This window comes from Hankyongella ginsenosidimutans (genome assembly GCF_005144965.1).
Lineage (GTDB): Bacteria > Pseudomonadota > Alphaproteobacteria > Sphingomonadales > Sphingomonadaceae > Hankyongella > Hankyongella ginsenosidimutans.
Genome location: NZ_CP039704.1, coordinates 490,444 through 517,423, shown reverse-complemented (window position 1 = coordinate 517,423; position 26,980 = coordinate 490,444). Strand labels below are relative to the sequence as shown.

At 67.6% G+C, this 26,980-nt stretch carries 18 protein-coding genes and 12 pseudogenes; 26 read left to right on the top strand and 4 right to left on the bottom strand.

Annotation, left to right across the window (positions count from 1 at the left end; translation table 11 throughout):
- Positions 1 to 12: 12 nt before the first annotated feature.
- Positions 13 to 1,259: pseudogene (locus E6W36_RS17575) on the bottom strand (LysE family transporter); the annotation flags it as partial.
- Positions 1,260 to 1,337: 78 nt separating this feature from the next.
- On the opposite strand from E6W36_RS17575, the gene E6W36_RS02985 reads away from it, so the two are divergent.
- On the top strand, positions 1,338 to 1,643 hold the full coding sequence (locus E6W36_RS02985) for a hypothetical protein (protein WP_222873702.1): 306 nt from the start codon (positions 1,338 to 1,340) through the stop codon (positions 1,641 to 1,643).
- Positions 1,644 to 1,724: 81 nt separating this feature from the next.
- Here the strand turns inward: E6W36_RS02985 and E6W36_RS02980 are convergent, their stop codons facing one another.
- Positions 1,725 to 3,056 (bottom strand): dihydroorotase, encoded by a 1,332-nt coding sequence (locus E6W36_RS02980; protein ID WP_222873701.1) that lies wholly within the window; start codon positions 3,054 to 3,056, stop codon positions 1,725 to 1,727.
- Between the two features lie 47 nt (positions 3,057 to 3,103).
- Between E6W36_RS02980 and E6W36_RS02975 the strand changes: the two genes are divergently transcribed.
- From E6W36_RS02975 to E6W36_RS02870, 24 genes and pseudogenes are all read left to right on the top strand, one after another.
- A complete protein-coding gene (locus E6W36_RS02975; protein ID WP_222873700.1) occupies positions 3,104 to 3,337 on the top strand; it encodes a hypothetical protein in 234 nt (77 codons plus the stop codon).
- Positions 3,298 to 3,597, top strand: a complete 300-nt coding sequence (locus E6W36_RS02970; RefSeq protein WP_222873699.1) for a hypothetical protein — start codon at positions 3,298 to 3,300, stop codon at positions 3,595 to 3,597. The genes E6W36_RS02975 and E6W36_RS02970 overlap by 40 nt, the downstream gene beginning before the upstream one ends.
- On the top strand, positions 3,528 to 3,866 hold the full coding sequence (gene ygfZ, locus E6W36_RS02965; protein ID WP_222873698.1) for a CAF17-like 4Fe-4S cluster assembly/insertion protein YgfZ: 339 nt from the start codon (positions 3,528 to 3,530) through the stop codon (positions 3,864 to 3,866). The genes E6W36_RS02970 and ygfZ overlap by 70 nt, the downstream gene beginning before the upstream one ends.
- 252 nt (positions 3,867 to 4,118) lie before the next feature.
- A complete protein-coding gene (locus E6W36_RS02960; RefSeq protein ID WP_222873697.1) occupies positions 4,119 to 4,391 on the top strand; it encodes a hypothetical protein in 273 nt (90 codons plus the stop codon).
- On the top strand, positions 4,388 to 4,612 hold the full coding sequence (locus E6W36_RS02955; RefSeq protein ID WP_222873696.1) for an MraZ C-terminal domain-containing protein: 225 nt from the start codon (positions 4,388 to 4,390) through the stop codon (positions 4,610 to 4,612). Before E6W36_RS02960 ends, E6W36_RS02955 begins: the two co-directional genes overlap by 4 nt.
- Complete coding sequence (gene rsmH, locus E6W36_RS02950; protein WP_222873695.1) at positions 4,609 to 5,559, top strand: 16S rRNA (cytosine(1402)-N(4))-methyltransferase RsmH; 951 nt, start codon at positions 4,609 to 4,611, stop codon at positions 5,557 to 5,559. The genes E6W36_RS02955 and rsmH overlap by 4 nt, the downstream gene beginning before the upstream one ends.
- Positions 5,556 to 6,074 (top strand): hypothetical protein, encoded by a 519-nt coding sequence (locus tag E6W36_RS02945; RefSeq protein WP_222873694.1) that lies wholly within the window; start codon positions 5,556 to 5,558, stop codon positions 6,072 to 6,074. The genes rsmH and E6W36_RS02945 overlap by 4 nt, the downstream gene beginning before the upstream one ends.
- Positions 6,075 to 6,078: 4 nt before the next feature.
- Complete coding sequence (locus tag E6W36_RS02940) at positions 6,079 to 6,432, top strand: hypothetical protein (RefSeq protein ID WP_222873693.1); 354 nt, start codon at positions 6,079 to 6,081, stop codon at positions 6,430 to 6,432.
- 261 nt (positions 6,433 to 6,693) lie between these two features.
- On the top strand, positions 6,694 to 7,032 hold the full coding sequence (locus E6W36_RS17570; RefSeq protein WP_246048067.1) for a penicillin-binding transpeptidase domain-containing protein: 339 nt from the start codon (positions 6,694 to 6,696) through the stop codon (positions 7,030 to 7,032).
- A pseudogene (locus E6W36_RS02935) lies at positions 6,915 to 7,595 on the top strand (penicillin-binding transpeptidase domain-containing protein); the annotation flags it as partial. The gene E6W36_RS17570 and the pseudogene E6W36_RS02935, both read left to right, overlap by 118 nt.
- A gap of 270 nt (positions 7,596 to 7,865) precedes the next feature.
- Positions 7,866 to 9,309 (top strand): annotated as a pseudogene (locus E6W36_RS02930) (UDP-N-acetylmuramoyl-L-alanyl-D-glutamate--2,6-diaminopimelate ligase).
- Positions 9,306 to 10,726 (top strand): annotated as a pseudogene (locus E6W36_RS02925) (UDP-N-acetylmuramoyl-tripeptide--D-alanyl-D-alanine ligase). The pseudogenes E6W36_RS02930 and E6W36_RS02925 overlap by 4 nt, the downstream one beginning before the upstream one ends.
- On the top strand, positions 10,720 to 11,811 hold the full coding sequence (gene mraY / locus E6W36_RS02920; protein ID WP_222873692.1) for a phospho-N-acetylmuramoyl-pentapeptide-transferase: 1,092 nt from the start codon (positions 10,720 to 10,722) through the stop codon (positions 11,809 to 11,811). The pseudogene E6W36_RS02925 and the gene mraY overlap by 7 nt, the downstream one beginning before the upstream one ends.
- A gap of 4 nt (positions 11,812 to 11,815) precedes the next feature.
- Positions 11,816 to 13,173: pseudogene (gene murD, locus E6W36_RS02915) on the top strand (UDP-N-acetylmuramoyl-L-alanine--D-glutamate ligase).
- A complete protein-coding gene (locus E6W36_RS17565) occupies positions 13,170 to 13,490 on the top strand; it encodes a hypothetical protein (protein WP_246048064.1) in 321 nt (106 codons plus the stop codon). The pseudogene murD and the gene E6W36_RS17565 overlap by 4 nt, the downstream one beginning before the upstream one ends.
- Positions 13,385 to 14,427 (top strand): annotated as a pseudogene (locus E6W36_RS22875) (peptidoglycan glycosyltransferase FtsW). The gene E6W36_RS17565 and the pseudogene E6W36_RS22875 overlap by 106 nt, the downstream one beginning before the upstream one ends.
- Positions 14,333 to 15,461 (top strand): annotated as a pseudogene (murG, locus tag E6W36_RS02905) (undecaprenyldiphospho-muramoylpentapeptide beta-N-acetylglucosaminyltransferase). The pseudogenes E6W36_RS22875 and murG overlap by 95 nt, the downstream one beginning before the upstream one ends.
- A gap of 62 nt (positions 15,462 to 15,523) precedes the next feature.
- Positions 15,524 to 16,877, top strand: a pseudogene (gene murC, locus E6W36_RS02900) (UDP-N-acetylmuramate--L-alanine ligase).
- Positions 16,874 to 17,755: pseudogene (gene murB, locus E6W36_RS17550) on the top strand (UDP-N-acetylmuramate dehydrogenase); the annotation flags it as partial. The pseudogenes murC and murB, both read left to right, overlap by 4 nt.
- A gap of 51 nt (positions 17,756 to 17,806) precedes the next feature.
- Positions 17,807 to 18,713, top strand: a pseudogene (locus tag E6W36_RS17545) (D-alanine--D-alanine ligase).
- On the top strand, positions 18,710 to 19,609 hold the full coding sequence (locus E6W36_RS02885; protein ID WP_222873689.1) for a cell division protein FtsQ/DivIB: 900 nt from the start codon (positions 18,710 to 18,712) through the stop codon (positions 19,607 to 19,609). Before E6W36_RS17545 ends, E6W36_RS02885 begins: the two are co-directional and overlap by 4 nt.
- A gap of 49 nt (positions 19,610 to 19,658) precedes the next feature.
- A complete protein-coding gene (gene ftsA, locus E6W36_RS02880) occupies positions 19,659 to 20,915 on the top strand; it encodes a cell division protein FtsA (protein WP_222873688.1) in 1,257 nt (418 codons plus the stop codon).
- Positions 20,916 to 20,992: 77 nt separating this feature from the next.
- A pseudogene (gene ftsZ / locus E6W36_RS02875) lies at positions 20,993 to 22,465 on the top strand (cell division protein FtsZ).
- A 1,375-nt stretch (positions 22,466 to 23,840) separates the two neighbouring features.
- The gene (locus E6W36_RS02870; RefSeq protein ID WP_222873687.1) at positions 23,841 to 24,899 is read left to right on the top strand and encodes a TerC family protein; all 1,059 of its coding nucleotides are present in this window, start codon (positions 23,841 to 23,843) and stop codon (positions 24,897 to 24,899) included.
- Here E6W36_RS02870 and E6W36_RS21595 read toward each other — a convergent pair.
- On the bottom strand, positions 24,864 to 25,565 hold the full coding sequence (locus E6W36_RS21595) for a glycosyltransferase (protein ID WP_342776774.1): 702 nt from the start codon (positions 25,563 to 25,565) through the stop codon (positions 24,864 to 24,866). The genes E6W36_RS02870 and E6W36_RS21595 overlap by 36 nt on opposite strands.
- Positions 25,562 to 26,044 (bottom strand): glycosyltransferase family protein, encoded by a 483-nt coding sequence (locus tag E6W36_RS21590; RefSeq protein ID WP_342776773.1) that lies wholly within the window; start codon positions 26,042 to 26,044, stop codon positions 25,562 to 25,564. Before E6W36_RS21590 ends, E6W36_RS21595 begins: the two co-directional genes overlap by 4 nt.
- A 71-nt stretch (positions 26,045 to 26,115) precedes the next feature.
- On the opposite strand from E6W36_RS21590, the pseudogene E6W36_RS02860 reads away from it, so the two are divergent.
- Positions 26,116 to 26,978: pseudogene (locus E6W36_RS02860) on the top strand (outer membrane protein assembly factor BamD).
- Positions 26,979 to 26,980: the final 2 nt, after the last annotated feature.

Sequence of the window (26,980 nt, the reverse complement as noted above, 5' to 3'; positions counted from 1 at the left end):
GACCAGGAATGCCGGGACCGTGCGCGGCTCCACGGCCATGGCGCTCGGATCGCGTGTGAGCACAGCGTGGACATCCTCATGAAACCGCAGGCGTGGGCCCTCGGCGCGGATCGCCAGCTCCAGGGTCGTCTCGCCCGCTGGGCGGCGACATGCAGCACGCCGCCGCGCAGCAGCGATTCGCCGGCGAGCAGCGCAAGGTTCAACAGGAGCTTGGCCGCCGTCTTCGGCAGCAGGTCCGTCTCCATCATCCAGTGGACCTGAACCTTGTCCGCATCGAACCAGCCGTTGAGGGCGGCCTGCAACTCCCGCACATCGACGCTATCGGCCAGCCCGGCACCGGCACCGAAGGCCATGCGGAAAAATTTCAGCCGATTGGTGATCTGGCGCGCGCTGCTGCCGAGCAGATCGAGGCATTGCTCGCGCATGGCATCGTCCGGCTCATCCTGCAACAGTTCGAGTCCCGTCGAGAGCGCGCCGGCCGGGCTGACCAGATCATGGCACAAGCGGGAGCAAAGAATGCTTGCGAAATCCGTTACCTGCATGAAAAACCCTCTATGCGACTCGATACGTATCGGGAATGCCGATGACTTCGTTAACTGAAGACATCGCGCTCTAAAACCCTTCAGCAGGAGGCTGTCCGCGACGGCGTAGGCGCCGGAGGCCAGCATGATGAACGCAATGCCGTGGTTCACATGCCCGAGCATGCGGTCGTTGACCAGATGACGGTAGCGCGTCGTCAGTCCGGTGACGATCGCCCACCAGCCCATCGCGCCGAGAAACACGCCGGCTACCAGGATCAGGGAATGCAGCAGCGCGCGCGGCGAACTGTGGCCGATCTCGACAAAGCCCACCGTGCTGAACACGCTGGCGAACCACAGCAGCGTCACCGGGTTGGTGATGGTCATGGCGAAGGCGGCGATGGCCAGATTCTTGGAGCCACCCTGGGGTTCCGAACGTCCGGTCTGCAGGTGCGGCGCGCGCACCCACAAAAATCCGGCAAAGGCGATCATGATGGCGCCGCCGATCAGGCGCAGAGTGTCCTTGTGGTCCGTGAAGCCGGTTATCAGCGCTCCGATACCGAGCGCTGCGATGGCGGCGAACAGAAGGTCGCCGAGTGCGGCACCGAACCCGAGCACGAGCGCCGGATTGCGCCCGCCCTGCAGCGCCCTTTGAATTACGAGGATGTTCACCGGCCCGATGGGGCCGACGCCAGCAGTCCGATGCCCAGGCCGGCGGGCAAGTAGGCTGTCGCCAGCCATTCCGTGTTCATGTTCGGCCAGATACCTGCTGTTAAAGGAGCCTGGCGTATACCGGGCGTAGAACCTGTGAGGAAAGCCATGGCGCGCACGGACAGACTTGTCGAGGACCTTCAACCGCTGGATCGACCCTGGTCCCTCTGGGACCAGGGCTATCGCATGGTCGACGCCGAGATCGAATTCACCGACCGCACCGGCGGCACCGGCCCGCGGGTGCTGCTCTGGCAGACGCTTGACATCGCCCCCGACTATCCGGTTCTGCAGGCGTTCGTGGTCAGCCTGCTGCACGGACCGGCCGCCGAAATCATCGCCGTGCGGGTGACGGTGCGCGAGGACCTGACCGCCGATGTGCTGGCCGCCAACGGCATGAGCACCGCGACGCATTAGGGTAACGCGCCCATATTCTGAACCACGCAGCTCCTCCCCGTGCCGGGGAGGACCTTGCGCGCCATGTCCGCCTAAAATGCACTAATCCCTTAGCGTCTCCTGGAAGCGCATCGGTGCGCCGATAGGTGCGCCCTCGACCACATCTTCCCACATCACCACCTGGCCGCGAATGATCGTGCCGACCGGTTTGCCGGTCACCGTCATGCCGTCGAACGGCGTCCAGCCGACCCGGCTCGCCTGCTGGGCATGCGTGATGGTCCACTGCTTCTTCAGGTCCACGACCGAGAAATCCGCGTCGTAGCCGACTGCCAGGCGGCCCTTGCCGATCAGGTTGAACAGCCGGGTGACGCCGGCGGATGTCAGGTCGATCAGCCGTTGCAGGCTGAGGCGGCCGTTGGCCACATGGTCAAGCATCAGCGGCAGCAGGGTCTGCACGCCGGTAAGCCCTGACGGTGAGGCAGGGTAGGGTTGATCCTTCTCCGCGCGGGTGTGCGGCGCATGGTCCGACCCGAGCACGTCGACCACGCCCTGGTTCAGCCAGAACCACAAGCCATCCCGATGCTCGGCGCTGCGGATCGGCGGGTTCATCTGGGCGTAGGCTCCCAGCCGGTCGTAGCAGTCTGGGGCGGCTAGGGTCAGATGCTGGGGCAGGACTTCGCAGGATGCGATGTCCTTGTGCTGGCTCAGGAACTCAAGCTCCGCCGGCGTCGTTACGTGCAGGATGTGCACGCGCCGCCGGGTTTCGCGGGCCAGCGCGACCGCCCGGCGCGTCGCCAGCATTGCCGACTCGTCATCGCGCCAGACCGGGTGAAAGCGCGCATGGCCGCCTTCATCCGCCAGATGCCGCCGGTTGCGCATGCGCTGCTCGTCCTCGGCATGGATCGCGACCCGGCGGCGGCCGGCGCGGAATACGCGGGCGATGGTTGCATCGTCCCACACCAGCAGGTCGCCGGTGGATGCGCCCATGAACAGCTTGACGCCGCAGCAGCCGGGCACGCGCTCGAGTTCGGCGAGGTCGTCGGCATTCTCGGCGGTGGCACCCATGTAGAAGGCGTGGTCGCACCACATGCGCCCGGCGGCGCGCGACACTTTCTCGGCGAGCGCATCGGCGCTGGCGGTCGACGGCCTGGTGTTCGGCATTTCGAACACGCCGGTGACGCCGCCCATGACCGCCGCCAGGGACCCGCTCGCCAGGTCCTCCTTATGTTCGAGGCCGGGCTCGCGGAAATGCACCTGGCTGTCGATCACGCCCGGCAGGATGGTGAGGCCGGCGCAATCGACCACGCGCCCGGCCTGCGCGGCCTCCAGGATGCCGATGCGGGCGATGCGGCCACCGCGCACGCCGATGTCCGCAGTCTCCAGCCCGCCCGGTGCTGCGACGCTGCCGCCTTTCAGAATGAGGTCGAAGGTCATGGCAATTCCTGACTTGCGCGGCCGGGCCGGTCGCTTACCTGTGGTCCATGACCGAACTGATGCTCCCCAGCCGCGCGGTTGTCCAGATCGCCAGTCCCGATGCGCGCACCTGGCTGCAGGGGCTGGTGACGCAGGACGTGACCGGGCCTGCGCCGCTCTATGCCGGTCTGCTCAGCCCCAGGGCAAGCTGCTGTTCGACCTGCACCTGCACGACGACGGCGCGGGCGGCTTCCTGGCCGATGTGGCCGCCGATCGCGCGGCAGAACTGGTCAAGCGCCTGACGCTCTACCGGCTGCGCGCGCAGGTGACGATCCACATGCGCCCGGACCTCGCGGTCCACGCTGCATGGGAAAGCATGGGACAACATCCGGCCGACCCGCGACTGGCGGCGCTTGGCGCACGCTGGATCGCGCCGGCGGGTGCTACCCGCCGGACGACGGGCGATATCGCCGGTGGCGCTGGAGCCACGGCGTGGCCGAAGGGCCGGAGGAACTGGGTGTCGACCGCCTGCTCTGGCTGGAGACGAACGCGGCGGAACTGAACGGCGTCAGCACGACCAAGGGCTGCTATGTCGGGCAGGAAAACACCGCGCGCATGCACTTTCGCGGCAAGGTGCGCAAACGCCTGATGGTCGCGACCGTGTCCGGGGCCGGCGACATCGTGCGCGCAGGGGATCAGGCGGCCGCGGACGTGGTGTTGCATGCGGGCGACCAGGCGCTGCTGCTGATGCGGCTGGACTATCTGGATGCGCCGCTGACCCTTGGCGGCGCGCCTGCCACCCTGCTGCGGCCGGCATGGCTGACCGCGTAGAGGCAAATAGAACATAAAGCGTACAAAGTAATGGATCAGACTCGGCGGACCGGTTTTCCCAAAGATTATCGCGCCGGCCGCCGCGAATAGTCCCGTTTTGAAACAAGGCGTACACGACCCTGCCCATCACGCCGGAGGACCTGCCCACAATCCTGAAAAACCCGCAGGAACCCGCTGAAACCCATCCAATTCCATTGAATACCATGATTGCCCATGATAGACCGAAGTCTCGGCAGTGGGTGCAAGCGCGGCGTGGAACGTAAACTTTTCTTCGGAAGTCATCTGAACGGTGTGGACGGCAAGAACCGCCTGTCCATTCCGTCGGACTTTCGCGACGTTGCGCAGTCCAACTGCGGCCAGCGCACCCTGCTGGTGTACGAGCATGAGTCGCTGCCCTGCCTCGTTGCGTCCGACCTGAACTTCGTCGAATGCCTGCGGGCGCGCCGGCAGTCCGAAGTGGGGAGCGCTATGGTGCTGCGCGCGAGGACATCTCGCGCAGCCTGTTCGGCCTCGCCGAGCCGGTGAATTACGACGACACCGGGCGCATCGTGCTCGATCCGGACCTCAAGCAGGCGGTCGGGATCAACGGGCTGGCGTTCCTGATCGGCATTGAGGATTACTTCGAAATCTGGAACCCCTACAGCTTCCTGCGCGAGAAGGGTGCCGGAGACCACCGGCTGGCCCGCAAGATCCGCCAGAAGCTGGCGCAGAAGGGCGAGCCGATGCCGGAGGATCTGCCGGCATGAGCGTGTCCCACATCCCGGTTTTGCTAAAGGAAGTTCTGGCGGCATTGAGCCCGCTGGAGGGTGCCGTGTTCGTGGACGGTACCTTCGGTGCCGGCGGCTATACGCGCGCGCTGCTGGCGGCCGGGGCGGCGCATGTCTACGCGATCGACCGCGATCCCGCCGCTCTGGCAGCGGGTCAGGTGCTGGCGGAGGCGCATGGCGGGCGGCTGACCCTGATCGCTGGGACATTCGGCGACATGCAGGGGCTGCTCGCCGGTTTCGGGGTCGACAAGGTGGACGGGATCGCGCTCGATATCGGCGTGTCGTCCATGCAGCTCGATCAGGCGGCGCGCGGCTTCTCGTTTCAAAGCGACGGTCCGCTGGACATGCGCATGAGCGCAAGCGGCCCGAGCGCCGCCGATGTGGTCAACAGCGCAAGCGAGGCGGAACTGGCGGATATCCTGTATCATCTGGGTGAGGAGCCGGGTGCGCGGCGGGTTGCAAAAGCGCTTGTCAAGCGCCGGGCTGTCAGTGCATTTGCCCGCACGCTCGATTTCGCCGACGTGGTGCGCGGCGCATTGGGCGGACGGCGCGGCCCCAAGGACCCGGTGACCCGGACCTTCCAGGCGCTGCGCATTCATGTGAACGACGAACTCGGGCAGTTGCGTCAGGGCCTGCATGCCGCAGAGGCGCTGCTGAAACCGGGCGGGCGGCTCGCGGTCGTGGCGTTCCACAGTCTTGAGGATCGGATCGTGAAGGAATTCCTGCGGGTGCGCAGCGGCGGCGTGCCGCAGGGCTCCCGGCATCTGCCGGAGTCGCCGCGCCAAGCGCCGCCGCCCAGCTTCGCGCGCGCCGCCAAGGCCGTGCGCGCCGGCGAGGCGGAGGTGAGCGCCAATCCCCGCGCGCGCTCGGCCGTCTTGCGCGCCGCCGTTCGCACCGACGCCCCGGCACTGGAGATGGCGGCATGATGTGGCGCAGCACCTACTGGATTACTGCTGCGCTGGTGTCCGCGCTGGCGGCGAGCTTCGTCAGCAAGCAGGTCAGCGACACGCGCAAGGCCATGGTCAGCGCACAGCGGCACATTGCCGCCGACACGCAAGAAATCGCCCGACTGCGCAGCGAACTGACGGCACGGGCGCGCCCCGAGCGCCTGGAGGCGCTCAATGCGTCCGTCCTCGGATTGGGCGCGCCGTCGGCGGATCGATATTTCGCCAGCGTCGATGCGCTGGTCGCCTTTGCCGGGCGCGACGTGCCGATGGTCCGCGAGGCGACGGCTACGGGCGTCGATGCGCGCCCGTCGGTCCGGCTGGCAGCGGCCGGCCCGTTGGTGGATATGCACCACCCAGTCACGGATGCACGCCCGCACCTGGTCGCGGCACCCGCACACCCGCTGGATGCGCCGCTGCCGCGCGTAATCGCGAGTACGCCCGTCGATAATGCGGCGCTCGACGCCATGCTGGTCCGGCTGGACGCGCAGCAGTGACCGGGTGCGGCCGCTCGCAGCGCCATATCTGAGCGCGCGCAAGCGGCTGCTGGGAACGGCGCGCGTGCGGCTGGGCATCATGATGGCGGCGAGCGCCGGCATCGCGCTGCTGATCGGTGCCCGGCTGTTTCAATTGTCGGTGCTCGAAGGCCCGGGTCCGCGCAGCGTTTCGAGCTTGCCGCCGCCGCGCCGCCGCGCGGCCATCGTCGACCGCAATGGCGTCCTGCTGGCGGACACCCGCTCGGCGCCGATTTTCGGTGTGCGCCCAGCCAAATTGTTCCGCACGCCGGACGAACTGACCCCGCTGATCGCCGCCGCGCTGCCGGGGTGTCGCCCGCCTATATCAAGGCGCAGCTGACGGCGAATTCAAGTTCCGCTACATCAAGCGCCGGATTTCGAACGCCGAATATCGCAAGCTCTATGCGCTGGGCGAGGCGGACGCGTTTGTGTTCACGCCGGAGCCGCAGCGGGTTTATCCGAACGGCCCGCTGGCCGCGCATCTCATCGGCTTTGCCGACAGCGACGGCCATGGCCGCGCCGGGATCGAATCACGGTTCGATACCCGCCTCAGCGCCAGGGTGCGACAGGCGCGCCGCTCAACCTGTCGCTCGACACGCGGGTGCAGCACGCGATGGAGTACGAGCTGCAGTCCGGGATGGCCGCCCAGCAAGCGATCGGCGCGGCGGGCGTGGTGATGGATGTGCGCACCGGCGAAATTCTGGCCATCGCCTCGCTGCCGGATTTCGACCCCAACCGGCCACCGTCCGGCAATGATGTCCGCCAGTTCAACCGGGCGACCCAGGGGTCTACGAACTCGGCTCGGTGTTCAAGATTTTCAGCATCGCCGATGCGCTGGAAGCAGGGCAGGCGCGGCTCGATTCGGTCTGGGACGCGACGGCACCACTGCGGGTCGGGCGCTTTCGCATTCATGACGATCACCCGAAGCGCCGGCCGCTGAGCACAGTCGAGACCTTCATCTATTCGTCCAACATTGCCACGTCGCGCATCGCCGATCAGATGGGGGCGGACATGGTGCGCCAGGGGCTTGGCCGGCTCGGCCTGCTCAGTCCGCTGAGCATCGAACTGTCGGCGCTGGCACCACCGCTGCTGCCCCAGCGCTGGGGGCGGATCGAGACGATGACGGTCGCCTACGGTCACGGCATGGCGGTGACGCCGGTGCATGTCGCGCAGGCGATGGCGGCGGTCGTCAACGGCGGCTATCTCGTCCCCGCGACCATCATGCGCACCTCGGCGGATGCGCGCACGCCAGCGCGCCGGGTGCTGAGCGCCGAAACCTCGCTTGCCATGCGCAAGCTGCTGCGCCTGGCAGTGATGCAGGGCACTGGCAAGCGCGCGGAGGTGCCCGGTCTCCTGACGGGTGGCAAAACCGGCACGGCCGAGAAGCCCGGCGTCGGCGGGTATCGGGAAAAAGCCGTGATCGCCACATTCGCTGGTGCTTTTCCGATGGACGACCCACGCTATGTTGTGGTTGTTTCCATCGACGAGCCGAAAGGAACGTCGGAGCTGCCAGGCCTTGTCGGTGCAGGCCTCGTGTCTGCTCCGGTGTTCCGGCAGCTCGTGCAACGCATCGGGCCGCAGCTTGGGGTGCATTTCGACCCCAACCGCACGCTCGATGTGCATGATCTGACGCCTTTGGTCCGAGAAATGAACCCCGCCCCGTCCGCCTTCAAGACTGCCAGCGCACTCGCCGACACCGAGCCGCCCGCCCTGCCGCCTGTGCCGCGCATCGAATCGCCGCCGCCGGACCCCGTCTCGGCGCGGGTCAACGCGCTGTTCCGGGGTCGCAATGAGCCCGCGCGCCATCCCGCTCATCCCTGGAGCCCCGCCGGTCGCCGTGCGGGGCTTCGCCCTGATAGCCGCAAGGTCGAACAGGGCTTCGTGTTCGGCGCCTTTGCCGGCGCGCATGCGAACGGCGAGGACTTCATCGCCGCCGCCGCCGCCGCTGGGGCTGTGGCAGTCGTGGCGCGGCCGGAGGCAACCGTGCCGGCCGGCGTGCTGCACGTGGCGGATGCGGAGCCGCGCCGCCGGTTCGCGGAACTGGCGGCTGCATTCTATAAGCCCGGGCCGGCGATGCTGGCAGCCGTGACCGGCACCAACGGCAAGACCTCGGTCGCCGACCTTGCGCGCCAGCTTTGGAAGCTGCTTGGCGCGCGCGCGGCCAGCATCGGCACACTCGGCGTGATCGCCGATACCGAAGCCAGGATCTCGGCATGACCTCGCCCGATGCCGCGACCTTTCACCGCCTGCTGGGCGCGCTCGCGGGTGACGGTGTGGATCATGCGATCTACGAAGCGTCGTCCCACGGGCTTGACCAGTTTCGGGTCCACGGCAGGGCCGTACAGGTGGCGGCTTTCACCAATCTGAGCCGCGACCACCTGGATTATCACGGCACGATGGAGGCCTATTTTGCGGCCAAGCTGCAGTTGTTCACGCAGGTGCTGGCCGAAGACGGCACGGCCGTGGTCTGGGCCGACGATGCACCCTGGTCCGGCCGGGTGATCGCGGCGTGCCGGGCGCGCGGCATGCGGGTGCTGGACGTCGGAGAACAGGCGGCGACGCTGACCCTGAAGGCGCGCGCGGTGCAGCCGACCGGCCAGCGGCTTCACCTGATCCATGAGGGCGCAGGGTACAGCGTCGCCCTGCCGCTGATCGGCGCCTATCAGGCCGCCAACGCGCTGGTCGCGGCGGGTGTTGCACTGGCGAGCGGTTTCGCGCCGGTCCAAGTCTTCGCCGCGCTGGAACATGTGTGCGGCGTGCCCGGGCGGCTGGAGCATGTCGGCGCAACCCGCATGGGTGCCGATGTATTCGTCGACTATGCGCACACGCCGGACGGCCTCAAGGCGGCGATCGATGCGCTGCGCCCGCATACCCGGGGCAAGCTCATTGTGGTCTTCGGCTGCGGCGGCGACCGGGACGGCGGCAAGCGCCCGCAGATGGGCGCGATCGCCACACAACTGGCGGACAGCGTGATCGTGACCGACGACAACCCCGCAGCGAGCAGCCGGCGGCGATCCGGCGCTCGATCCTGGCGGCGGCGCCGGGCGCACGCGAGATCGGCGACCGGGCGCAGGCGATCGCAGCGGCAATCGGCGAGGCGCGGGCCGGCGACATCGTGCTGATCGCCGGCAAGGGGCATGAGCAGGGGCAGATCGTCGGCAATAGCGTTCTGCCGTTCGACGACCGCGTGGTGGCGCGGCAGGCGGTGGCGGCATGACCCCGCTGTGGACCCTGGATGCGGTCGCGCAGGCGACCGGCGGCATGGCGCACGGCGTCGCATCGATCAGTGGCGTCACCTTCGACAGCCGGGAAGTGCGGCCGGGCGACCTGTTCGTCGCGCTGGAAGGTGCGACCACTGACGGCCACGCCTTCCTGGAGACGGCGTTCGCCAACGGCGCGGCCGCCGCATTGGTCCGCCACGGCACCGCGCTCGATGCGCCGCACGTCGCGGCACCCGACACCATGGCGGCGCTCAACGCCCTGGGGCTGGCGGCGCGGGAACGGGCGAGCGCGGCGCGCATCTGCGGCGTCACCGGCAGCGCCGGCAAGACCAGCACCAAGGAAGCGCTGCGCCAGTGTCTGGAGCGGTATCGGCCGGGCCTGACGCATGCTTCGGTCAAGTCCTACAACAACCACACCGGTGTGCCGCTCTCGCTGGCGCGCATGCCGGCGGATGTGCGCTTCGGCGTGTTCGAAATGGGCATGAACCATGCCGGGGAACTGACCGCCCTCAGCCGGCTGGTGCGCCCGCATGTGGCCATCGTCACCACCATCAGCAGCGCGCATGTCGCGTTCTTCCCGGACGGCGAGGCCGGCATCGCCCGCGCCAAGGCGGAAATCTTCAGCGGCCTGGAGCCGGGCGGCACGGCGATCCTGAATGCCGAGGCACCGCACTTCGACATTCTGCTGGCGGCGGCGCGCGCGGTCGGGGCCGAGATCGTCACCTTCGGGCTTGGGCAGGGGATGTGCATGTGCAGCGCATCGCCCGCCATCCAACCTGCACGACCCTGACCGCCGATGTGCGGGGCGAGCTTTTGACCTGCAAGATCGGCCTGCCGGGCGACCATTGGGTCTCGAACGGGCTGGCGGTCCTTGCCGCCGTGCAGGCACTGGGCGGCGACCTGGGGCTGGCGGGTCTGGCGCTCGCGGAGATGGAAGGGCTGGAGGGTCGGGGCAAGCGCAGCGTGGTCGCGCTGCCGGCCGGCGGCGACCTGCTGGTGCTGGATGAAAGCTACAACGCCAACCCGGCCTCGATGGCGGCGGCGCTCGCCGTGCTTGGCGGCTTTGAGTGCGCCGGGCGCGGACGGCGCATCGCCGTGCTCGGGCCGATGCGCGAGCTTGGTGACAAATCGACAGCGCTGCATGCCGCTCTGGCCGAGCCGATCGAGGCGGCTGGCGTCGATATCGTCCTGTTGGTCGGCGATGAGATGTCGCCGCTCGTCTCAGCGCTGCCGGCACGGGTGCAGACGGTCCGGGTCGAGGATGCGGCCGCCGCGCTCGACTGGTTGCGCGACCATGTGCGCGCTGACGACATCGCGCTGGTCAAGGCGTCGAACAGCGTCGGGCTGTCGCGGGTCGTCAAGGGTCTGAAGGCGCTCGGCCGGGCCGGCGAGAAGGAAAACGCGTTATGTTGAGTTACCTGGCCGAACTGGCGGGCAGTTTGCCGCTGCTGAACGTCTTCCGCTATCTGACGTTCCGGACCATCGGCGCGGTGGTCACGGGGCTGCTGATTTCGCTGGTGCTCGGGCCGCGGCTGATCAACTGGCTGCGCTTGCATCAGGGCAAGGGTCAGCCGATCCGCGAGGATGGCCCGCAATCGCACCTGCTGACCAAGAAGGGCACGCCGACCATGGGCGGGCTGCTGATCCTGCTGTCGTTCGGGGCGTCCACCATCTTGTGGGCGGATTGGGGCAACTTCTACATCTGGGCCTGCCTGTTCGTGACCTTCGGCTTTGGCCTCGTCGGCTTCTCGGACGACTATCGCAAGGTCACCAAATCCTCGTCCAAGGGCGTCTCCGGCCGCATGCGGCTGGGGCTGGAGTTCGCGATTGCCGGGCTGGCCTGTGCGGGGATCGCGTATGTCGCCGCGCGCGACGGCGGCTCCGGCACCATGCTCTGGCTGCCCTTTCTCAAGAATACCGGCATCGAGCTGGGTCTGTTCTATGTGATTTTCGCCGCGACCGTGGTGGTCGGTGCCGGCAACGCCGTCAACCTGACCGACGGGCTGGACGGCCTTGCGACCATGCCGGTCATCATTGCGGCGGCCGCGTTCGCGGTGATCGCCTATCTGATCGGCAACGTGAAGTTCGCCGACTATCTGCAGATCCATTATGTGGCCGGGTCGGGAGAACTCGCCGTGTTCTGCGGGGCGCTGATCGGCGCGTGCCTTGGCTTCCTGTGGTACAACGCGCCGCCGGCCGCCGTGTTCATGGGCGACACCGGCTCGCTGGCGCTTGGTGGCGCGCTCGGGTCGATCGCCGTCGTCACCAACCACGAGATCGTGCTGGCGATCATCGGCGGGCTGTTCGTGCTGGAGGCGGTCTCGGTCATCGTGCAGGTGGTCAGCTTCAAGACCACCGGCAAACGCGTGTTCCGCATGGCACCGATCCACCATCACTTCGAGCAGAAGGGCTGGGCCGAGCCGACGATCGTCATCCGCTTCTGGATCATCGCCCTGATGCTGGCGCTGATCGGCCTGTCAACCCTCAAGCTGCGGTGACGCCATGATCCCGCTGCCCTTTGCTGCCGGCAAAACCTACGCCGTGTTCGGGCTGGCCCGGACCGGCTGCAGCGTCTGCGCAGCGCTGACAGCGAGCGGCGCGCGCGTGCTGGCGTGGGACGATGGCGACGCGGCACGCGCCAGCCGCTGGGCGCGGCTGCACTGGTCGACCTTTACCAGTCGGACCTTGAAGGCTGCGCTGCGCTGGTCGTGGCTCCCGGCGTGCCGCTCACGCACCCCGCCCCGCACCCGCTGGTGCTGCGCGCACGCGCGGCCGGCATCCCGGTGATCGGCGACATCGAGCTGTTCGCGCAGGCGCGCCAAAGCCTGCCTGCGCATCGGGTGGTCGGCATCACCGGCACCAACGGCAAGTCGACGACGACGGCGCTGATCCATCATGCGCTGGCGGCCTGCGGCATCCCGGCCCGGCTTGGCGGCAACATCGGCTTGCCGGTGCTGGGCGAGGATCCGCTGCCGGCAGGCGGGGTCTATGTGCTCGAGCTTTCCTCGTTCCAGATCGACCTGACGCTGGGTCTGGCCTGCGAGGTCGCGGTCATGACCAACCTGACGCCGGATCATCTGGACCGGCACGGCGACATGGCGGGCTACGCCGCCGCCAAGCGTCGGCTGTTCGAGATGCAAAGCCCGGACGGAGCCGCAGTGCTGGCGCAGGACGATCACTGGACGGCGGGCATGGCCGAGGCGGTGCCCGGGCGGGTCGTCAAGGCCTCCGCGCAGCAGCAATTGCCGACCGGTGTCTCGATCGTCGCCGGCGAAGTGCGGGTCGATGGCGTCCCGGTTGCCAGCCAGGCGGACTGGCCAAGGCTTGGCGGCCCGCACAACGCGCAGAACGCGGCATGCGCGCTCGGTGCCTGCCTGGCGCTCGGCGCGCCGCTGGACGGGCTGCTTGCAGCGTTCAAGCGCTATCCGGGATTGCCGCACCGCATGGAGTGGATCGCGGAGATCGGCGGCGTCGCCTACGTCAACGACTCCAAGGCGACCAACCCGACCTCGACTGCGCCGGCGCTGGCGGCCTTTCCCGGCCGTCCCATCCACTGGATCCTTGGCGGCCGCCGCAAGACCGACGAGCTGGACGCCTGCCTGCCGTATCTGGCCCACGTGAAGGCCGCCTACACCATCGGCGAGGCAGCGGCGCTCTACGCGCGCCTGCTCGGGGTGCAGATCCCGGTCGCACAGGCCGGCACGCTGGACGTGGCGATCGAGGCGGCGAGCCGCGCCGCGGACCCCGGCGATGTCGTGCTGCTGTCACCGGCCTGCGCGAGCCAGGATCAGTTCCGGGATTACGAAGCGCGCGGCGAGGCATTCCGCAAAGCCGTCACAGCCATGGAGACCGCACCATGACCCTGATCGGCCGTTCGGACCAGAGCCTGATCGGGCGCTGGTTCTGGACCATCGACCGCTTCCTGCTGCTGCTGCTGGCGCTGCTGATCGGCATCGGGGTGGTCGCGATGCTGTCGGCCAGCCCTCGGCGGCGCTGCGCTATTCCGGCAACAGCGTCCGCCTGCCGGACCTCCTCTATTTCTACCGCCACCTGGGCTGGATCGCCATCGGCGTGCCGGTGCTGCTTGGCGTTTCCATGCTGCCGACCCGCTGGCTGCGCCGACTGTGTGTGCTGGGGCTGCCGATCCTGCTGCTGCTGCTGCTGGCGCTGCCGGTGATCGGCACCGAGAAGAACGGCGCGATCCGCTGGATAACGCTTGGCGGCTCGCTGGTGCAGCCCTCGGAATTCCTGAAGCCCATGCTGGTGGTCGTGACCGCCTGGGTGCTGGCGACCCGCTTCGAGGACCCAAGCGTTCCGGCGCTCAAGGGCTCGGCGATCCTGGCGGCGCTGGCGATGGGGCTGCTCATCATCCAGCCGGACTTCGGCCAGACCGCGCTGGTCGGGATCATCTGGTTCGTGCAGGCGTGCCTGGCCGGTCTGCCGGTACCGGTGATCGGCGGCCTGGCGGTGAGCGGCGTGGGGCTTGCGGTCAGCGCCTACCTGCTGATGCCGCACGTGCGCGACCGGGTGCAGGAGTGGGTGCTGGGCGTGGGCGACAACTTCCAGGCCGATCAGGCGACCAAGGCGTTTCAGGCCGGCGGCCTGCTCGGCGCGGGGCCGAGCGAGGGCGGGTCAAATTCTCGCTGCCGGAGGCGCACACGGACTACATCTTCGCGGTCGCTGGCGAAGAGTTCGGCATGATCGCCTGCTTCTGCTTGGCGCTACTATATCTAGGGATTATAATCCGCGTCGCGCTACAGCTTCTTGATGAGGAGGACCCCTTCGTGTTCCTCGCCACCGCAGGGCTGGTGGCGGAATTCGGACTTCAGGCGTTCATCAACATGAGTGTCAACCTGTCGCTGCTGCCGTCCAAGGGCATGACGCTGCCGTTCATCAGCCACGGCGGCTCGTCCTTCATCGCCATGGCGTTCACCATGGGCATGGTGCTGGCGTTCACGCGCGGCAGCCGGGCGCTGCGCGCCTCGCCGTTCGCGCCGCGCAGTCTGGCGGGGCGCTGGCATGAGCCTGCACATCGTCATCGCCGCCGGCGGCACCGGCGGTCACATGATCCCCGGCCATGCGGTGGCGCTGGAACTGACTGCGCGCGGGCATGACGTGACCCTGGTGACCGACGACCGCGGGCTGGCATACCCCGGCCTGTTTCCAAACATGCCCAAGCATGTGATCGCATCCGCAAGCCCGAACCGCAGCGGTATCGGCGCGATGCTGCACACCGTGCGCTCGATCCTGGAGGGCAAGGCGGCGGCGCAGCGGCTCTATGCAAGCTACCGCCCCGCTGTCGTCGCCGGGTTCGGCGGCTATCCGGCGCTGCCTGCCATGTGGGGCGCTATCAGCGCCAAGGTGCCGACTTTGATCCACGAACAGAACGCCGTGCTCGGCCGCGCCAACCGCCTGCTGGCCGGCCGCGTCGACCGGATCGCGACGTCTTTCGCGCAGACCCAGCGCATGCCCGCCAAGGCGGAGCGCACTCTGGTGGTGACCGGCAATCCGGTGCGCCAGGAGTTCGTCGCCATGCGTGAGCTGCCGTTCCCGGCCTTCCACGACGACAGCGTGTTCCGCGTGCTGGTGATCGGCGGCAGCCAGGGCGCGCGCATCCTCTCGGATGTGGTGCCGGGCGCGCTCGATCTGCTGCCGGTCAGCCTGCTCCGCCGCCTGCAGGTGACGCAGCAATGCCGACCGGAAGATATCGAAGGCGTGCGCGCGACCTACGCCCGGCTGAACATCGCCGCCGATCTGGCGACCTACATGGAAGATATCCCGGAGCGCTTGAAGTGGGCGCACCTGGTGATTGCCCGCTCCGGCGCCTCGACCCTTGCCGAACTCACGGCCGCCGGCCGCCCGGCGATCCTGGTGCCGCTGCCGAGCGCGGTCGATGACCACCAGACCGCCAACTGCCGGGATATCGTGGCCGCCGGCGGCGCGCGCATGATCCGGCAGAGCGCGTTCACGCCGGTCGAGGTGGCCAAGCAGATCCAGAAGATCGCGCTGGAGCCGGGTGCGCTGGTCAATGCCGCGGCGCGCGCGCAGCCTCGGCATGCCGGATGCGGCGGCGCGGCTGGCGGACGAAATCGAGATGCTCGGCGGGCGTACCCCGACCCGGGCCGCGACAGGAGAGACACAAGCGTGAGCGAACAGGCGCTGGCCGGCGACATCGGCGTCATTCATTTCATCGGCATCGGCGGTATCGGCATGTCCGGCATCGCCGAGGTGATGCATAACCTGGGCTACCGGGTGCAGGGTTCGGACGTCGCCGAGAGCTATAACGTCGCGCGCCTGCGCGAGCGCGGCATTCCGGTTGCGATCGGCCACAAGGCGGAGAACCTGGGCGACGCCGCCGTGGTCGTGGTCTCGACCGCGATCAAGCCCGGCAACCCGGAAGTCGACCTGGCGCGCGAAAAGCTGATCCCCGTGGTGCGCCGCGCGGAAATGCTGGCCGAGCTGATGCGGCTGAAGTCGACGGTCGCCGTCGCCGGCACCCACGGCAAGACCACCACGACCTCGCTGGTCGCGGCCATCCTCGACAAGGCGGGGCTGGACCCGACGGTCATCAACGGTGGCATCATCAACGCCTACGGCACCAACGCCCGGCTTGGCGCCGGTGCGTGGATGGTGGTGGAAGCGGATGAGTCGGACGGCAGCTTCCTGCGCCTGCCGCCGACCATCGGCATTGTCACCAACATCGACCCCGAGCACCTGGACCACTACGGTGATTTCGATGCGGTGAAGGATGCGTTCGTCGAGTTCATCGCGCATGTGCCGTTCTACGGCGCGGCGGTGCTGTGCCTTGATCACCCGGAGGTGCAGGCGATCATCCCGCGCGTCACCGACCGCCGCATCGTCTCCTACGGGTTCAATGCCCAGGCCGACGTGCAGGCCCGCAACATCACGCCGGTGCCCGGCGGCAACCGCTTCACCGTACACCTGAAGGACCGCCGTACCGGGGCCTCGCGGCTCATCGAGGATGTGCTGCTGCCGATGCCGGGGCGTCATAACGTGCAGAACGCGCTGGCGGCGATTGCGGTCGCCCAGCAGCTCGGGGTGTCCGACGACGATCTGAAGGCGGCTTTCGCCGGGTTCGGCGGGGTCAAGCGGCGCTTCACCAAGGTCGGCGAAGTCGAAGGCGTGACCATCATCGACGACTACGGCCACCATCCGGTCGAAATCCGCGCCGTACTGGCCGCCGCGCAGGAAGGCCAAGGGCCGGGTGATCGCGGTCGTGCAGCCGCACCGCTATTCGCGCCTCTCTGACCTGTTCACCGAATTCTGCACCTGCTTCAACGACGCCGAAACCGTCGTGGTCGCGCCGGTCTATGCCGCGGGCGAAGCGCCGATCGACGGCGTCAGCCGCGACGCCCTGGTCGGCGGCCTGAAGGCCAGCGGCCACCGCCATGTGCTGGCGACCGACGGGCCGGAGCATCTGGCGGCCCTGCTCGCGCAGGAAGCGCAGCCGGACGACATGGTGATCTGCCTTGGCGCAGGCGACATCACCCGCTGGGCGGCCGGTCTTGCCGACGGCATCATGAAGGCGCGGGGCAAGGCATGATGCAGGCGCTGCCCATACAGAGATCCGTGCGCGGCGATCTGGAGCAGGGCGCGGCGCTGGATACCCTGGTGTGGTTCCGCACCGGCGGCCCTGCGGACTGGCTGTTCCGCCCGGCCGACCTCGCCGACCTGCAGGATTTTCTGGCGGCCCTGCCGGAGAACATGCCGGTGCTGCCGCTTGGCGTCGGCTCGAACCTGCTGGTGCGCGACGGTGGCGTGCCCGGTGTCGTGGTACGGCTCAGCAAGGCGTTTGCCGGGATCGAGCCGGTCGATCCGGTAACCCTGCGCTGCGGCGCGGCCGCCATGGGCATCACGGTGGCAAGTGCAGCCCGCGACGCCGGCATCGCCGGGCTTGAGTTCCTGCGCGGCATCCCCGGCACGGTCGGTGGCGCGGTGCGCATGAACGCCGGCGCGTATGGCCGAGAACTGGCTGATATCCTGGTGGAATGCACCGTGGTGTTCCGGGACGGCGACCGGCGCGTGCTGCCCGCGTCCGCGCTTCAGTACAGCTATCGCCATTCCGAGCTGCCGGACGATGCGATCGTGGTCGACGCGGTCTTGCGCGGCCGCTCCGGGGATCGTGCCGTGATCCAGACGGAGATGGACCGCATCGCCGCCGAGCGCGAGGCCAGCCAGCCGCTGCGCACCCGCACCGGCGGCTCGACCTTCAAGAACCCACCCGGCGCAAAGGCCTGGGAGCTGATCGACCGCGCCGGCTGTCGCGGGCTGACGATCGGCGGCGCGCAGGTGAGCGAAGCACTGCAACTTCCTGCTGAACCTGGGGAGGCGACCAGCGCCGACATCGAAAGCCTGGGCGAGACGGTGCGCACCCGGGTCAAGGCCGCGACCGGTGTCGACCTGCAGTGGGAGATCCAGCGGGTCGGCCGGTCCGCAGACATAGCGGCGCTCCCGCTCCATGTGGTGGTGCTCATGGGCGGCTGGTCAAGCGAGCGCGCGGTCTCCCTGAAATCGGGTGCCGGGATCGCGGCCGCACTTGAGCGGCTGGGCCACCGGGTGACGCCGCTCGACATGGGCCGGGACGTTGCGGAAAAACTGGCAGCCCTGAAGCCGGACGTGGTGTTCAATGCGCTGCACGGCGCACCCGGCGAGGATGGATCGGTGCAGGGTCTGCTCGAGCTGATGGGCATACCCTACACCCATTCCGGGGTTACCGCGTCTGCGGTCGCCATCGACAAGCAGATGACCAAGGCGGTGCTGCGCGCGGCCGGCATCCGCATGCCGGAGGGGCGCATCGTGCGCTCGGACACGCTGTTCGCTGCCGATCCGCTGCCGCGCCTATGTGCTGAAGCCCAATGCCGAAGGTTCGAGCGTCGGCGTGGCGATCATCACCGAGGGCTCCAACGCCGGAAACCCGATCCGCCGCGACGCCGCCGGGCCCTGGAACGACTTCGCCGAACTGCTTGCCGAACCGTTCATTCCGGGGCGGGAGTTGACCGTCACCGTGCTCGACGGCCAGGCGCTCGCGGTGACCGAACTGGCGCCGAAGAGCGGCTTCTACGACTATGACGCCAAATACACCGATGGCCTCACCGAGCACCGTGTGCCGGCACCGATCCACCGGCAAGCCTATGCCGAGGCCCTGGCGATGGCCGAGGCCGCGCACCGGGCGCTTGGCTGCGCGGGCGTCACCCGATCCGACTTCCGCTATGACGACACCGCCGGCGAACCGGGCGTGCTGTACCTGCTGGAGGTCAACACCCAGCCGGGCATGACGCCGCTGTCGCTGGCGCCGGAGCAGGCCGCGCACTGCGGCATGCACTTCGACGATCTGGTGGCGCGCATCCTCGCCTGCGCACGGGTGGGGGCGCTGGCATGAGCCGGGCACGCGGACAGACGCGGCGGGGCGCAGTGCGGCGGGCCAAGCGCCAGCCGGACGTGCGGCTGCCGGCGCTCAGCCGGCCGAAGAAGCGCGCCTGGTTCGTCGGCGCGCTGGCGGCCGGCGGGATCGCGCTTGGCGCGGCGGTCATCCTCGGCGATGTGCCGGGCATGGCCTGGCGCGGCATCTCGCAGTCGGTGGCGCGCGTGGGGCTGGTCGCCGAGCAGGTGGAGATCGTCGGCGCGACGCACACCCGCCGCATCGATGTCCATCAGGCGGTGCTTCCCGCCGGGTCCAACTCCATGCTCGACATCGATCTGGAGGCCGCGCGCAAGCGGGTTGCGGCGCTGCCCTGGGTTGCGGATGTCTCGATCCAGCGGGCGCTGCCGAACCGGCTGATCGTCACCCTGCAGGAGCGCGCGCCGTTCGCCATCTGGCGCACCGGCAACAGCGCCGTGCTGGTCGACGCCAAGGGCACGGTCCTGACCGCGACCGACCTCATTCCGTTCGCCGGGCTGCCGATCCTCGTCGGCGCTGGCGCGGCGACCGAGGCGGCACGGTTGTGGCCGGTACTGGCGACCCAGCCGCAACTCCATGCGCGCGTCACCGGAGCGGCCTGGATCGGCCGCCGCCGCTGGGACATCCGCTTCGACAGCGGCGAAATCCTGGCGCTGCCCGAAGGCTATGACAACGCCCAGGGCGCGCTGGCCCGTTTCGCCCGCATGGAGAGTGGGACCGGCCTGCTCGACCGCGGGTTCGCGCGCTTCGACATGCGGATCGGCGACCGTCTTGTGGTGCGGCGCGCCAGCGACAAGCCCGATCTGGAGGCCAAGACGCCTTCCTCGACGCCGCAATCCGGCTTGACCCCAAAATTCATCAAAGAGGTGGCCATATGATCGTCTCCCCTGCGTCCCGGCGGCCGCGCCAGCGCGCGGCGAACGGGTGGTGGCGGCGCTGGACGTCGGCTCGTCCAAAGTCGCCTGCATCATCGCCCGGCTGAAGCCCGGCGCCCGACCCGAGGTCCTTGGCGTCGGCCACAAGCTGTGCGTCGGCGTGCGTCAGGGGACGGTGGCGCAGATGACCGCGACCGAACAGTCGATCGGCGCCGTGGTCGAACAGGCCGAACGCGCAGCCGAAGCACAGGTGCAGTCGGTCTATGTGAACTTCGCCTGCCCCGACCTTGGCGCGCAGCCGCTGGAGGCGACCCTGGAGCTTGGCGGCTATCCGGTCGAGCCGTCCGACCTCGAGCAGTTGCACGACCTCGCCTGCGCGCGCGCGGCTGACGACGCCTCGGTTCTGCATGCGCTGCCGGCCTTCTACTGCATCGACGGCAAGACCGTGGTGCAGGACCCGCGTCACTTTCATGCCCGCTCGGTTGGCGTCAGCGCGCTGGCGCTGCACTGCGAGACCGCGCCGCTGCGCAACCTCGATACCAGCATCCGCCGCGCGCACCTGGATGTGAGCGCCGTGGTCGCCGGCCCGGTTGCGACCGGCATGGGCTGCCTGCTCGACGAGGAACGCGACGCCGGCGTGGCGCTGATCGAAATGGGCGCAGGCCTGACCACCGTTTCCGTCTATGCGCGCGGCGCGCTGGTCGGGGTGGAAGTGCTGCCGGCCGGCGGCTTCGATGTGGTGAACGAACTGGCGGTCAGGCTCAACACCAAGCGCCTGCACGCGGAGCGTCTGCTGTGTCTTCACGGCGCGGTGGTCGCAACGCATGCCGACAGCCGCAACATGCTGGCGATCGGCCCGCGCCAGGCTGGCGACGACCGCAGCATGGCGCACCTCTCGCGGCTGGAGCTGACGCAGCTGATCCGCCAGCCCGTGCTGCGCCTGTTCGAGCAGGCGGATGCAGCGCTGGAGCGGCTGGGCTTCTGGCGCTCCGGCGGGCGGCAACTGGTGCTGACGGGCGGCCTGGCCCAACTGCAGGGGCTGGAGCCGTTCGCCGCCAATATCTTTCAGCGCGACCCGCGTGCCGCCGCCACGCGCCGTGCTGGTCTGCTCGTCCGAGTCGGGGCACCGGTCGGCCTCGACGGGCTGCCGCCGGCGCTCTCCGGACCCGCCTTTGCGACCCTGGCGGGCCTGGTGCGGTTCGCCAGTCGGCCGCCTGTGGACATCTGGCGGGAACGTCCCGCGAACATGCGGGTCGCAGCACAGGGGTCCTGGGGCAAGATGCTCAGCATATTGAGGGCGAGGCTCTAATTTTCTCTACATATCGTGGTGGAAGCGGTTGTCGCACCGTCTGCGGCAGTGTACAAATCCTCAGGAGACTGGCGACCATGGGAATTGAACTGATGAATCCTCCACTCACCGAACTGGCACCCCGGATCACCGTCATCGGCGTCGGCGGCGCTGGTGGCAATGCGGTCAACAACATGATCCGCGCCGGGCTGACCGGCGTGGATTTCCTGGTCGCGAACACCGATGCGCAGGCGCTCTCGTTCAGTGAGACCGAGAAGCGCATCCAGCTCGGCCTCAAGATCACGCAGGGGCTCGGTGCAGGCGCCAGGCCGGAGATCGGCCGCGCAGCCGCCGAGGAGACCCTGAACCAGATCGAGGAAGTGCTGGATGGCGCGCACATGTGCTTCATCGCCGCCGGCATGGGCGGCGGCACCGGCACCGGCGCGGCGCCGGTTCTGGCGCGGGCGGCGCGCGAAAGGGCATCCTGACTGTCGGCGTCGTCACCAAGCCGTTCATGTTCGAAGGCCAGCGTCGCATGCGCCTGGCCGATGAAGGCATCGCCGAACTGCAGAAGTACGTCGATACGCTCATCATCATCCCGAACCAGAACCTGTTCCGGGTTGCCGGGCCGCAGACCACCTTCAAGCAGGCGTTCGTGATGGCCGACGACGTGCTGCTCGCCGGCGTGCGCGGCATCACCGACCTGATGATCATGCCTGGCCTCATCAACCTCGACTTCGCCGACATCCGCACCGTGATGTCGGAGATGGGCAAGGCGATGATGGGCACCGGCGAAGCCTCGGGCGAGAACCGCGCCATTGAGGCCGCGCAGGCGGCGATCGCCAACCCGCTGCTCGACGAAGTGTCGATGCGTGGTGCCAAGGGCGTCATCATCAACATCACCGGCGGCGACGACCTCGGCCTGTTTGAGGTCGATGAAGCGGCGAACCACATCCGCGAGATGGTCGATGCCGATGCGCACATCATCGTGGGCTCGGCGTTCAGCCCGGACCTGAACGGCGTCATGCGCGTGTCGGTGGTCGCAACCGGCATCGACGCTGCACCCGCCAAGGCGGAAGCCCCGATGCGCCCGACGGCGACGCCGGCACGCCCAGTGCCCGGTTTTTCCGCGCCCGGCTCGCTGAGCGGCGCGCGTGTCACCGATCCGCACGCCGGCACCGGAGCCGGTGCAGCCGCCAGTCCTCCTGGAGGAAGCAATCGTCGAGCCGCAGCCGGTGATCGCCGAGACCGTGGACGAAGAACTGACGCTCGACCGTGCGCAGGCGCTCTCCGACGAACCGGCAGCGAATGCGTTCGAGCCGGTTGTGGTGCCGCCGCAGCCCGCAATCGATGCCGAAGAGCGTCGCTATCCGCCGGAGCGCAGCCGCGCTGCCCAGCGCCACGAACCGCGTGCACCGACTCTGTTCGAGCGCATGATGGGCATCCGCCCGAGCGGCAGTGGTGCCCAGGAACCATTGCTCGACGAGACGCCGCCGCCGGTGCGCGCCAGCCAGGAAGAAGAGGACGACTCGCTGGAAATCCCGCGCTTCTTCCGCCGCCAGGCCAATTAGGGCGCGATGGCATTGGGCTGATCCGTCGGCCCAATGCTGATCGTCGGGCCAGTATAGCCACACTTTGTAAAACCCGCCGCTCCCCTTGAGTTTAACAGCCGGGGTGGGCGGCGAGGTTCTGCCTGCGCTCTCGACGTGCGGCATTTCAAACGGACCCACGCCTGGCCGCTGGCATTGCCGACCGTCTTTGGGAAATTGCCGGACATCATGACGCTCATTGAAGCCGGAGAAGCAAATCAGTCCCGCAAGCGTTGACCTTGCAAAAATGCGACTTGTAATCCTACACCGCTTGCGCTTGGCGGAAATTCCCGTAGAAAATAATAACGAAATTTCGTGAGATGTTTTGGTAGGATTAACTGGCGCGCTGGTAGTACGAATTTTCCAAAGGGAAAAGCCTGTGACACACGCTCAACGCAACGCAAAAATCCTTGATGCCATAGCCAAGGAAACCGCGCGCGCGACCGAGTCGCAGAAAATTGCTCGCGATACGCTAATTTCTGAAGGCATCTACACGAAAAGGGTAAACTCCGCGTGAAGTTTGGCGGCGGGAAATCTAAAGCAGCTGCTTGAGCCGTCTCGCGACATCATTTGTTCTCGGCTATCACGGGTGCGACAGGGTTATCGCTGAAAAAGCCGTGAATAATGGCGCGAAAATTCTTAATAGCGACGAGGATTACGATTGGCTTGGGCCGGGCGCGTATTTTTGGGAATCTGACCCATTTCGCGCTATGGAATGGGCTAAAGAAAAGCGGGGCGGGGAGACTATAAGCATCCCGCCGTAATTGGCGCCGTTATTGACCTGCGCAATTGCCTTGACCTTGTCGCACGCGAGAATGTTGAACTGCTGCGCGCTGCGCATAAGTCATTTTGAGCGTGCAGAAAAGGCGAAATTACCAGTCCCCAAAATCGAAGCCCGAGAGGGATGAAGGACAAAGATCGTGTACTACGTTTTTGGACTGCGCGGTGATCAGGCACTTGCACACGATCATGGAAACTCGTTCGAAAACTGACGACAGCATTGTCCCATTTGACACTGTCCGGGGATGTTTGTTGAGGGCGGTAAAGTTTACCCTGGAAGTGGTTTTCACCAAAAAGCCATGTTCAAGTTGCGGTCAAGAATCCTAACTGTATTCGAGGCATATTCTTTCCGCTGTGGGATAACTGATAGCCGTGCTCGTAAATCCCGGCTGACTCTAAATCCCCACTCCAAATTCAAACTGACCTGCTGCACATTTCCCATTTCGGATTGACGAGGGCATTTCGCACCCTACATCTCGCCTGATCCGGGCCCCTCTGGCGCAGGCGCTTGCCTGCGTGATGTCGGATCGCGTGTCGAAACAGCGCGCGGTCACGGCGCGCGAACCGGGGTGTCTTCATGGAATTCTTCACCTTGGCATTTCTTGGCTGGCCCATCTGGTTGTGGCTGGCCTTCATAGGCGTGGTCATTACCTTGCTGGTCATCGACCTTGGCGTGCTCAATCGTCACGACCACCAGATCGGCGTGGCGGAGTCGCTTCGGCTATCCGCATTCTACATTGCGATGGGTCTTGCCTTTGCCGGCGTCATCTATCTGCTCTACCGGCAGACCGCGCCGACTGACGGGCTCGACCCGCAGTTGATGATCGCAGACGATGCCACCCGCGCCTGGCGGGCGACGCAGCTCTATCTCACGGGTTTCATCGTCGAGAAGACGCTGGCGCTGGATAATGTTTTCGTCATTTCGCTGATCTTCGCAGCTCTGGCCATTCCGCAACAGTATCAGCACCGGGTTCTGGTGTGGGGCATCATCGGGGTCATCGTGCTGCGGGCCTTGATGATCGGGCTGGGGGCGACGCTGGTCGCACACGTAAGCTGGATTCTGTATGTCTTCGCGTTGTTCCTGATCTGGACCGGCATCTCGATGCTGCGCAAGGATCACGCGCCCGACATGGCCAACAACCGCCTCCTTGGCTTCCTCAAGCGGCGCATGCGGGTTGTGCCGACCCTGAGCGGAAACCGCTTCTTCGTGCGCCGGCCCGACGCGAAGACGGGCAGGCCCGTCCGCCATGCCACGCCGCTCATGGTTGCGCTGATCATGGTGGAAATCGCCGACCTGGTGTTTGCCGTCGACTCCGTCCCGGCGATCTTCGCCATCACCGCGGACCCGTTCATCGTCTACACCTCGAACATTTTCGCGATACTTGGCTTGCGCGCGCTGTATTTCGCGCTGGCGGCGATGGTGCACCGCTTCCACTATCTGAAATATGCGTTGTCGGCGACCCTGGTGTTCATCGGCGCCAAGATCTTCCTCGGCGACCTGTTCCCCGGCGGGAAGTTCCCGGCTGAATGGTCGCTCGGGATTACCCTGGCGCTCATTTGCGCCGGCATCGGGTACTCGCTGTGGAAAACACGCGGCGGCTCAGAGGCCGGCGACCCGCGCGAGGTGCGCAGCTAAGGCAGCGCTGTTGCGCGCCCAGGTGAAGCGCTGGGCGGCCAGCGCAGTCTGCGCGCGCGGTGGCGGGGCCGCCAACAGCGCCCGGGCGGCGTCGGCGATGGCGTCCGGCGTGCGCGTGGCCAGCACGCGCCCGGCCGCCGGCCGGTCCACGACCTCGCGCGCTCCGCCGACGTCGGTCACGACGATCGGGGTGCCGCAGGCCAGCGCTTCGACCCAGGCGTTGGCCAGCCCCTCGCGCTCGGACGCCAGCACCATGGCGTCGCCGGCGGCCAGCAGCTTCGGGATGTCGGCATGCGCGACATGGCCGAGCAGCCGCACCCGATCCGCCACGCCCAGCCGCGCGGCCAGCGCCTGCAGGGTTGCGCGTTCCGGCCCGTCGCCGGCAATGGCAAGCGTTACGCCGGGCAGGCGCGCCAGTGCGTCGATGGTCAACGCATGGCCCTTCAGCGGCACCAGCGCGCCGACCGAGACCAGCAGCGGCCCTTCCGGCAGCCCGAGCGCCGCACGCGCCGCCGGGCGCTCGATCGGCTGGAAGCGGCTCAGGTCGACGCCGGTGTAGTGGACGGCGATCCTGTCCTCCGGCAGGCCAAGCGCCGCCATGTCGCGCTTGAGCGCCGCCGAGACCGCCAGCAGCCCGCCGGCATGCCGTCCGGCCTCCAGGATCATGCGGCGGGCAGCCGGCTGGCGCCCCACAGATGGATGTCCGATCCGCGCGCCTTGATCGAGACCGGAACCCCGAACGCGGCGCCAAGCCGTGTGGCGGCCACGCCGCAGGGAAAGAAGAACTCGGCGTCGATCACATCGAAGGCGAACGTGGCGCGCAGCCCGGCCAGCACCGGCCGGCAGGCGTGGACGATGGCGGCTGGGTTCAGTCGCCAGCCGATGCCGGGCAGCAGCGGGAAGGGCACGTGATGCACGGTCACGCCGTCGCGCTCGGCCACGCGGGGTAGGCTGGCGAGCGCACGGTAGCGGGCGAAGGCGGGCAACGCGCGCAACAGCGCGGGCGGCACGCCGACCGGGTTGACCACCTGCACCGCCGCAAGGCCGGAGCGCGCCAGTTCCGCTGTCTGCCGGCCGACGAACACACCCCAGTCCGGGCGAGCGGCGTTCGGGTAGAGCGTGGAGAAGGTCAGGACGTTCAGCATCAGCCGGCGCGTTGAAAGATCGTGGCGAACGGACCTTGGCGGCCCTCGGTCGCTCCGCTAAACAAGGCCGCATGACAGACATCAAGCAAATTCGCAGCGGCATCCTCTGCGTTCTGGCGGCGACCCTTCTGGCCTCGTGCGGCAGCAAGAAAGAAACCTACATCGCCCGCGACGTCGAGACGCTGTACAACCTTGCCGCCGACCAGATCGGCAAGGGCGACTATGAGCTTGCGGCGGCATTCTTCGACGAGGTCGAGCGCCAGCACCCTATTCGATCTGGGCGCGGCGCGCGCAGCTGATGTCGTCCTACGCGGCCTACAAGGCACACAAGTACAACGAGGCGATCCTCGCCGCGCAGCGCTTCCTCAGCCTGCACCCCGGCAACCGCGACGCCGACTACGCTTATTACCTGATCGGCCTGTGCTACTATGAGCGCATCGTCGATGTGAAGCGGGACCAGAAGATTACCGATCAGGCGCTGAGCAGCTTCACCGAGCTGGTGCGCCGCTACCCGGATTCGCGCTACGCCAACGATGCCCGCCTGAAGATCGACCTCACCCGTGACCAGTTGGCGGGCAAGGAGATGGCGGTCGGCCGCTGGTATCAGCTGCGTCACGAATATCTGGCCGCGTCCAAGCGCTTCAAGGCCGTCATCGATAATTATGAAACCACCAGCCATGTGCCGGAGGCCATGCACCGGCTGGTCGAGACCTATCTGCGGCTTGGTCTGCGCGAGGAGGCGCGCCGCGTTGGCGCTGTGCTCGGCTACAACTACCCCGGCAACCGCTGGTACCGGCGCACCTACGCCCTGCTGGAAAATGTTGGCCCCGAGCAGGTCCTGCCGCTGGAAAAGCCCGAGCCCGCCGAGAAGCCCGCGGCAAAGCCGGAAGACAAGCCAGGCGACAAGGACGCGCAGAAGGCCGCCACGCCGTAAGC

Bases quoted from the DNA above. Each gene is read 5' to 3' on its own strand.
- E6W36_RS02985 (WP_222873702.1), top strand. From the start codon at position 1,338: ATGGCGCGCACGGACAGACTTGTCGAGGACCTTCAACCGCTGGATCGA.
- E6W36_RS02980 (WP_222873701.1), bottom strand. From the start codon at position 3,056: ATGACCTTCGACCTCATTCTGAAAGGCGGCAGCGTCGCAGCACCGGGC.
- E6W36_RS02975 (WP_222873700.1), top strand. From the start codon at position 3,104: ATGACCGAACTGATGCTCCCCAGCCGCGCGGTTGTCCAGATCGCCAGT.
- rsmH (WP_222873695.1), top strand. From the start codon at position 4,609: ATGAGCGTGTCCCACATCCCGGTTTTGCTAAAGGAAGTTCTGGCGGCA.
- E6W36_RS02945 (WP_222873694.1), top strand. From the start codon at position 5,556: ATGATGTGGCGCAGCACCTACTGGATTACTGCTGCGCTGGTGTCCGCG.
- mraY (WP_222873692.1), top strand. From the start codon at position 10,720: ATGTTGAGTTACCTGGCCGAACTGGCGGGCAGTTTGCCGCTGCTGAAC.
- E6W36_RS17565 (WP_246048064.1), top strand. From the start codon at position 13,170: ATGACCCTGATCGGCCGTTCGGACCAGAGCCTGATCGGGCGCTGGTTC.
- E6W36_RS02885 (WP_222873689.1), top strand. From the start codon at position 18,710: ATGAGCCGGGCACGCGGACAGACGCGGCGGGGCGCAGTGCGGCGGGCC.
- E6W36_RS02870 (WP_222873687.1), top strand. From the start codon at position 23,841: ATGGAATTCTTCACCTTGGCATTTCTTGGCTGGCCCATCTGGTTGTGG.
- E6W36_RS21595 (WP_342776774.1), bottom strand. From the start codon at position 25,565: ATGATCCTGGAGGCCGGACGGCATGCCGGCGGGCTGCTGGCGGTCTCG.
- E6W36_RS21590 (WP_342776773.1), bottom strand. From the start codon at position 26,044: ATGCTGAACGTCCTGACCTTCTCCACGCTCTACCCGAACGCCGCTCGC.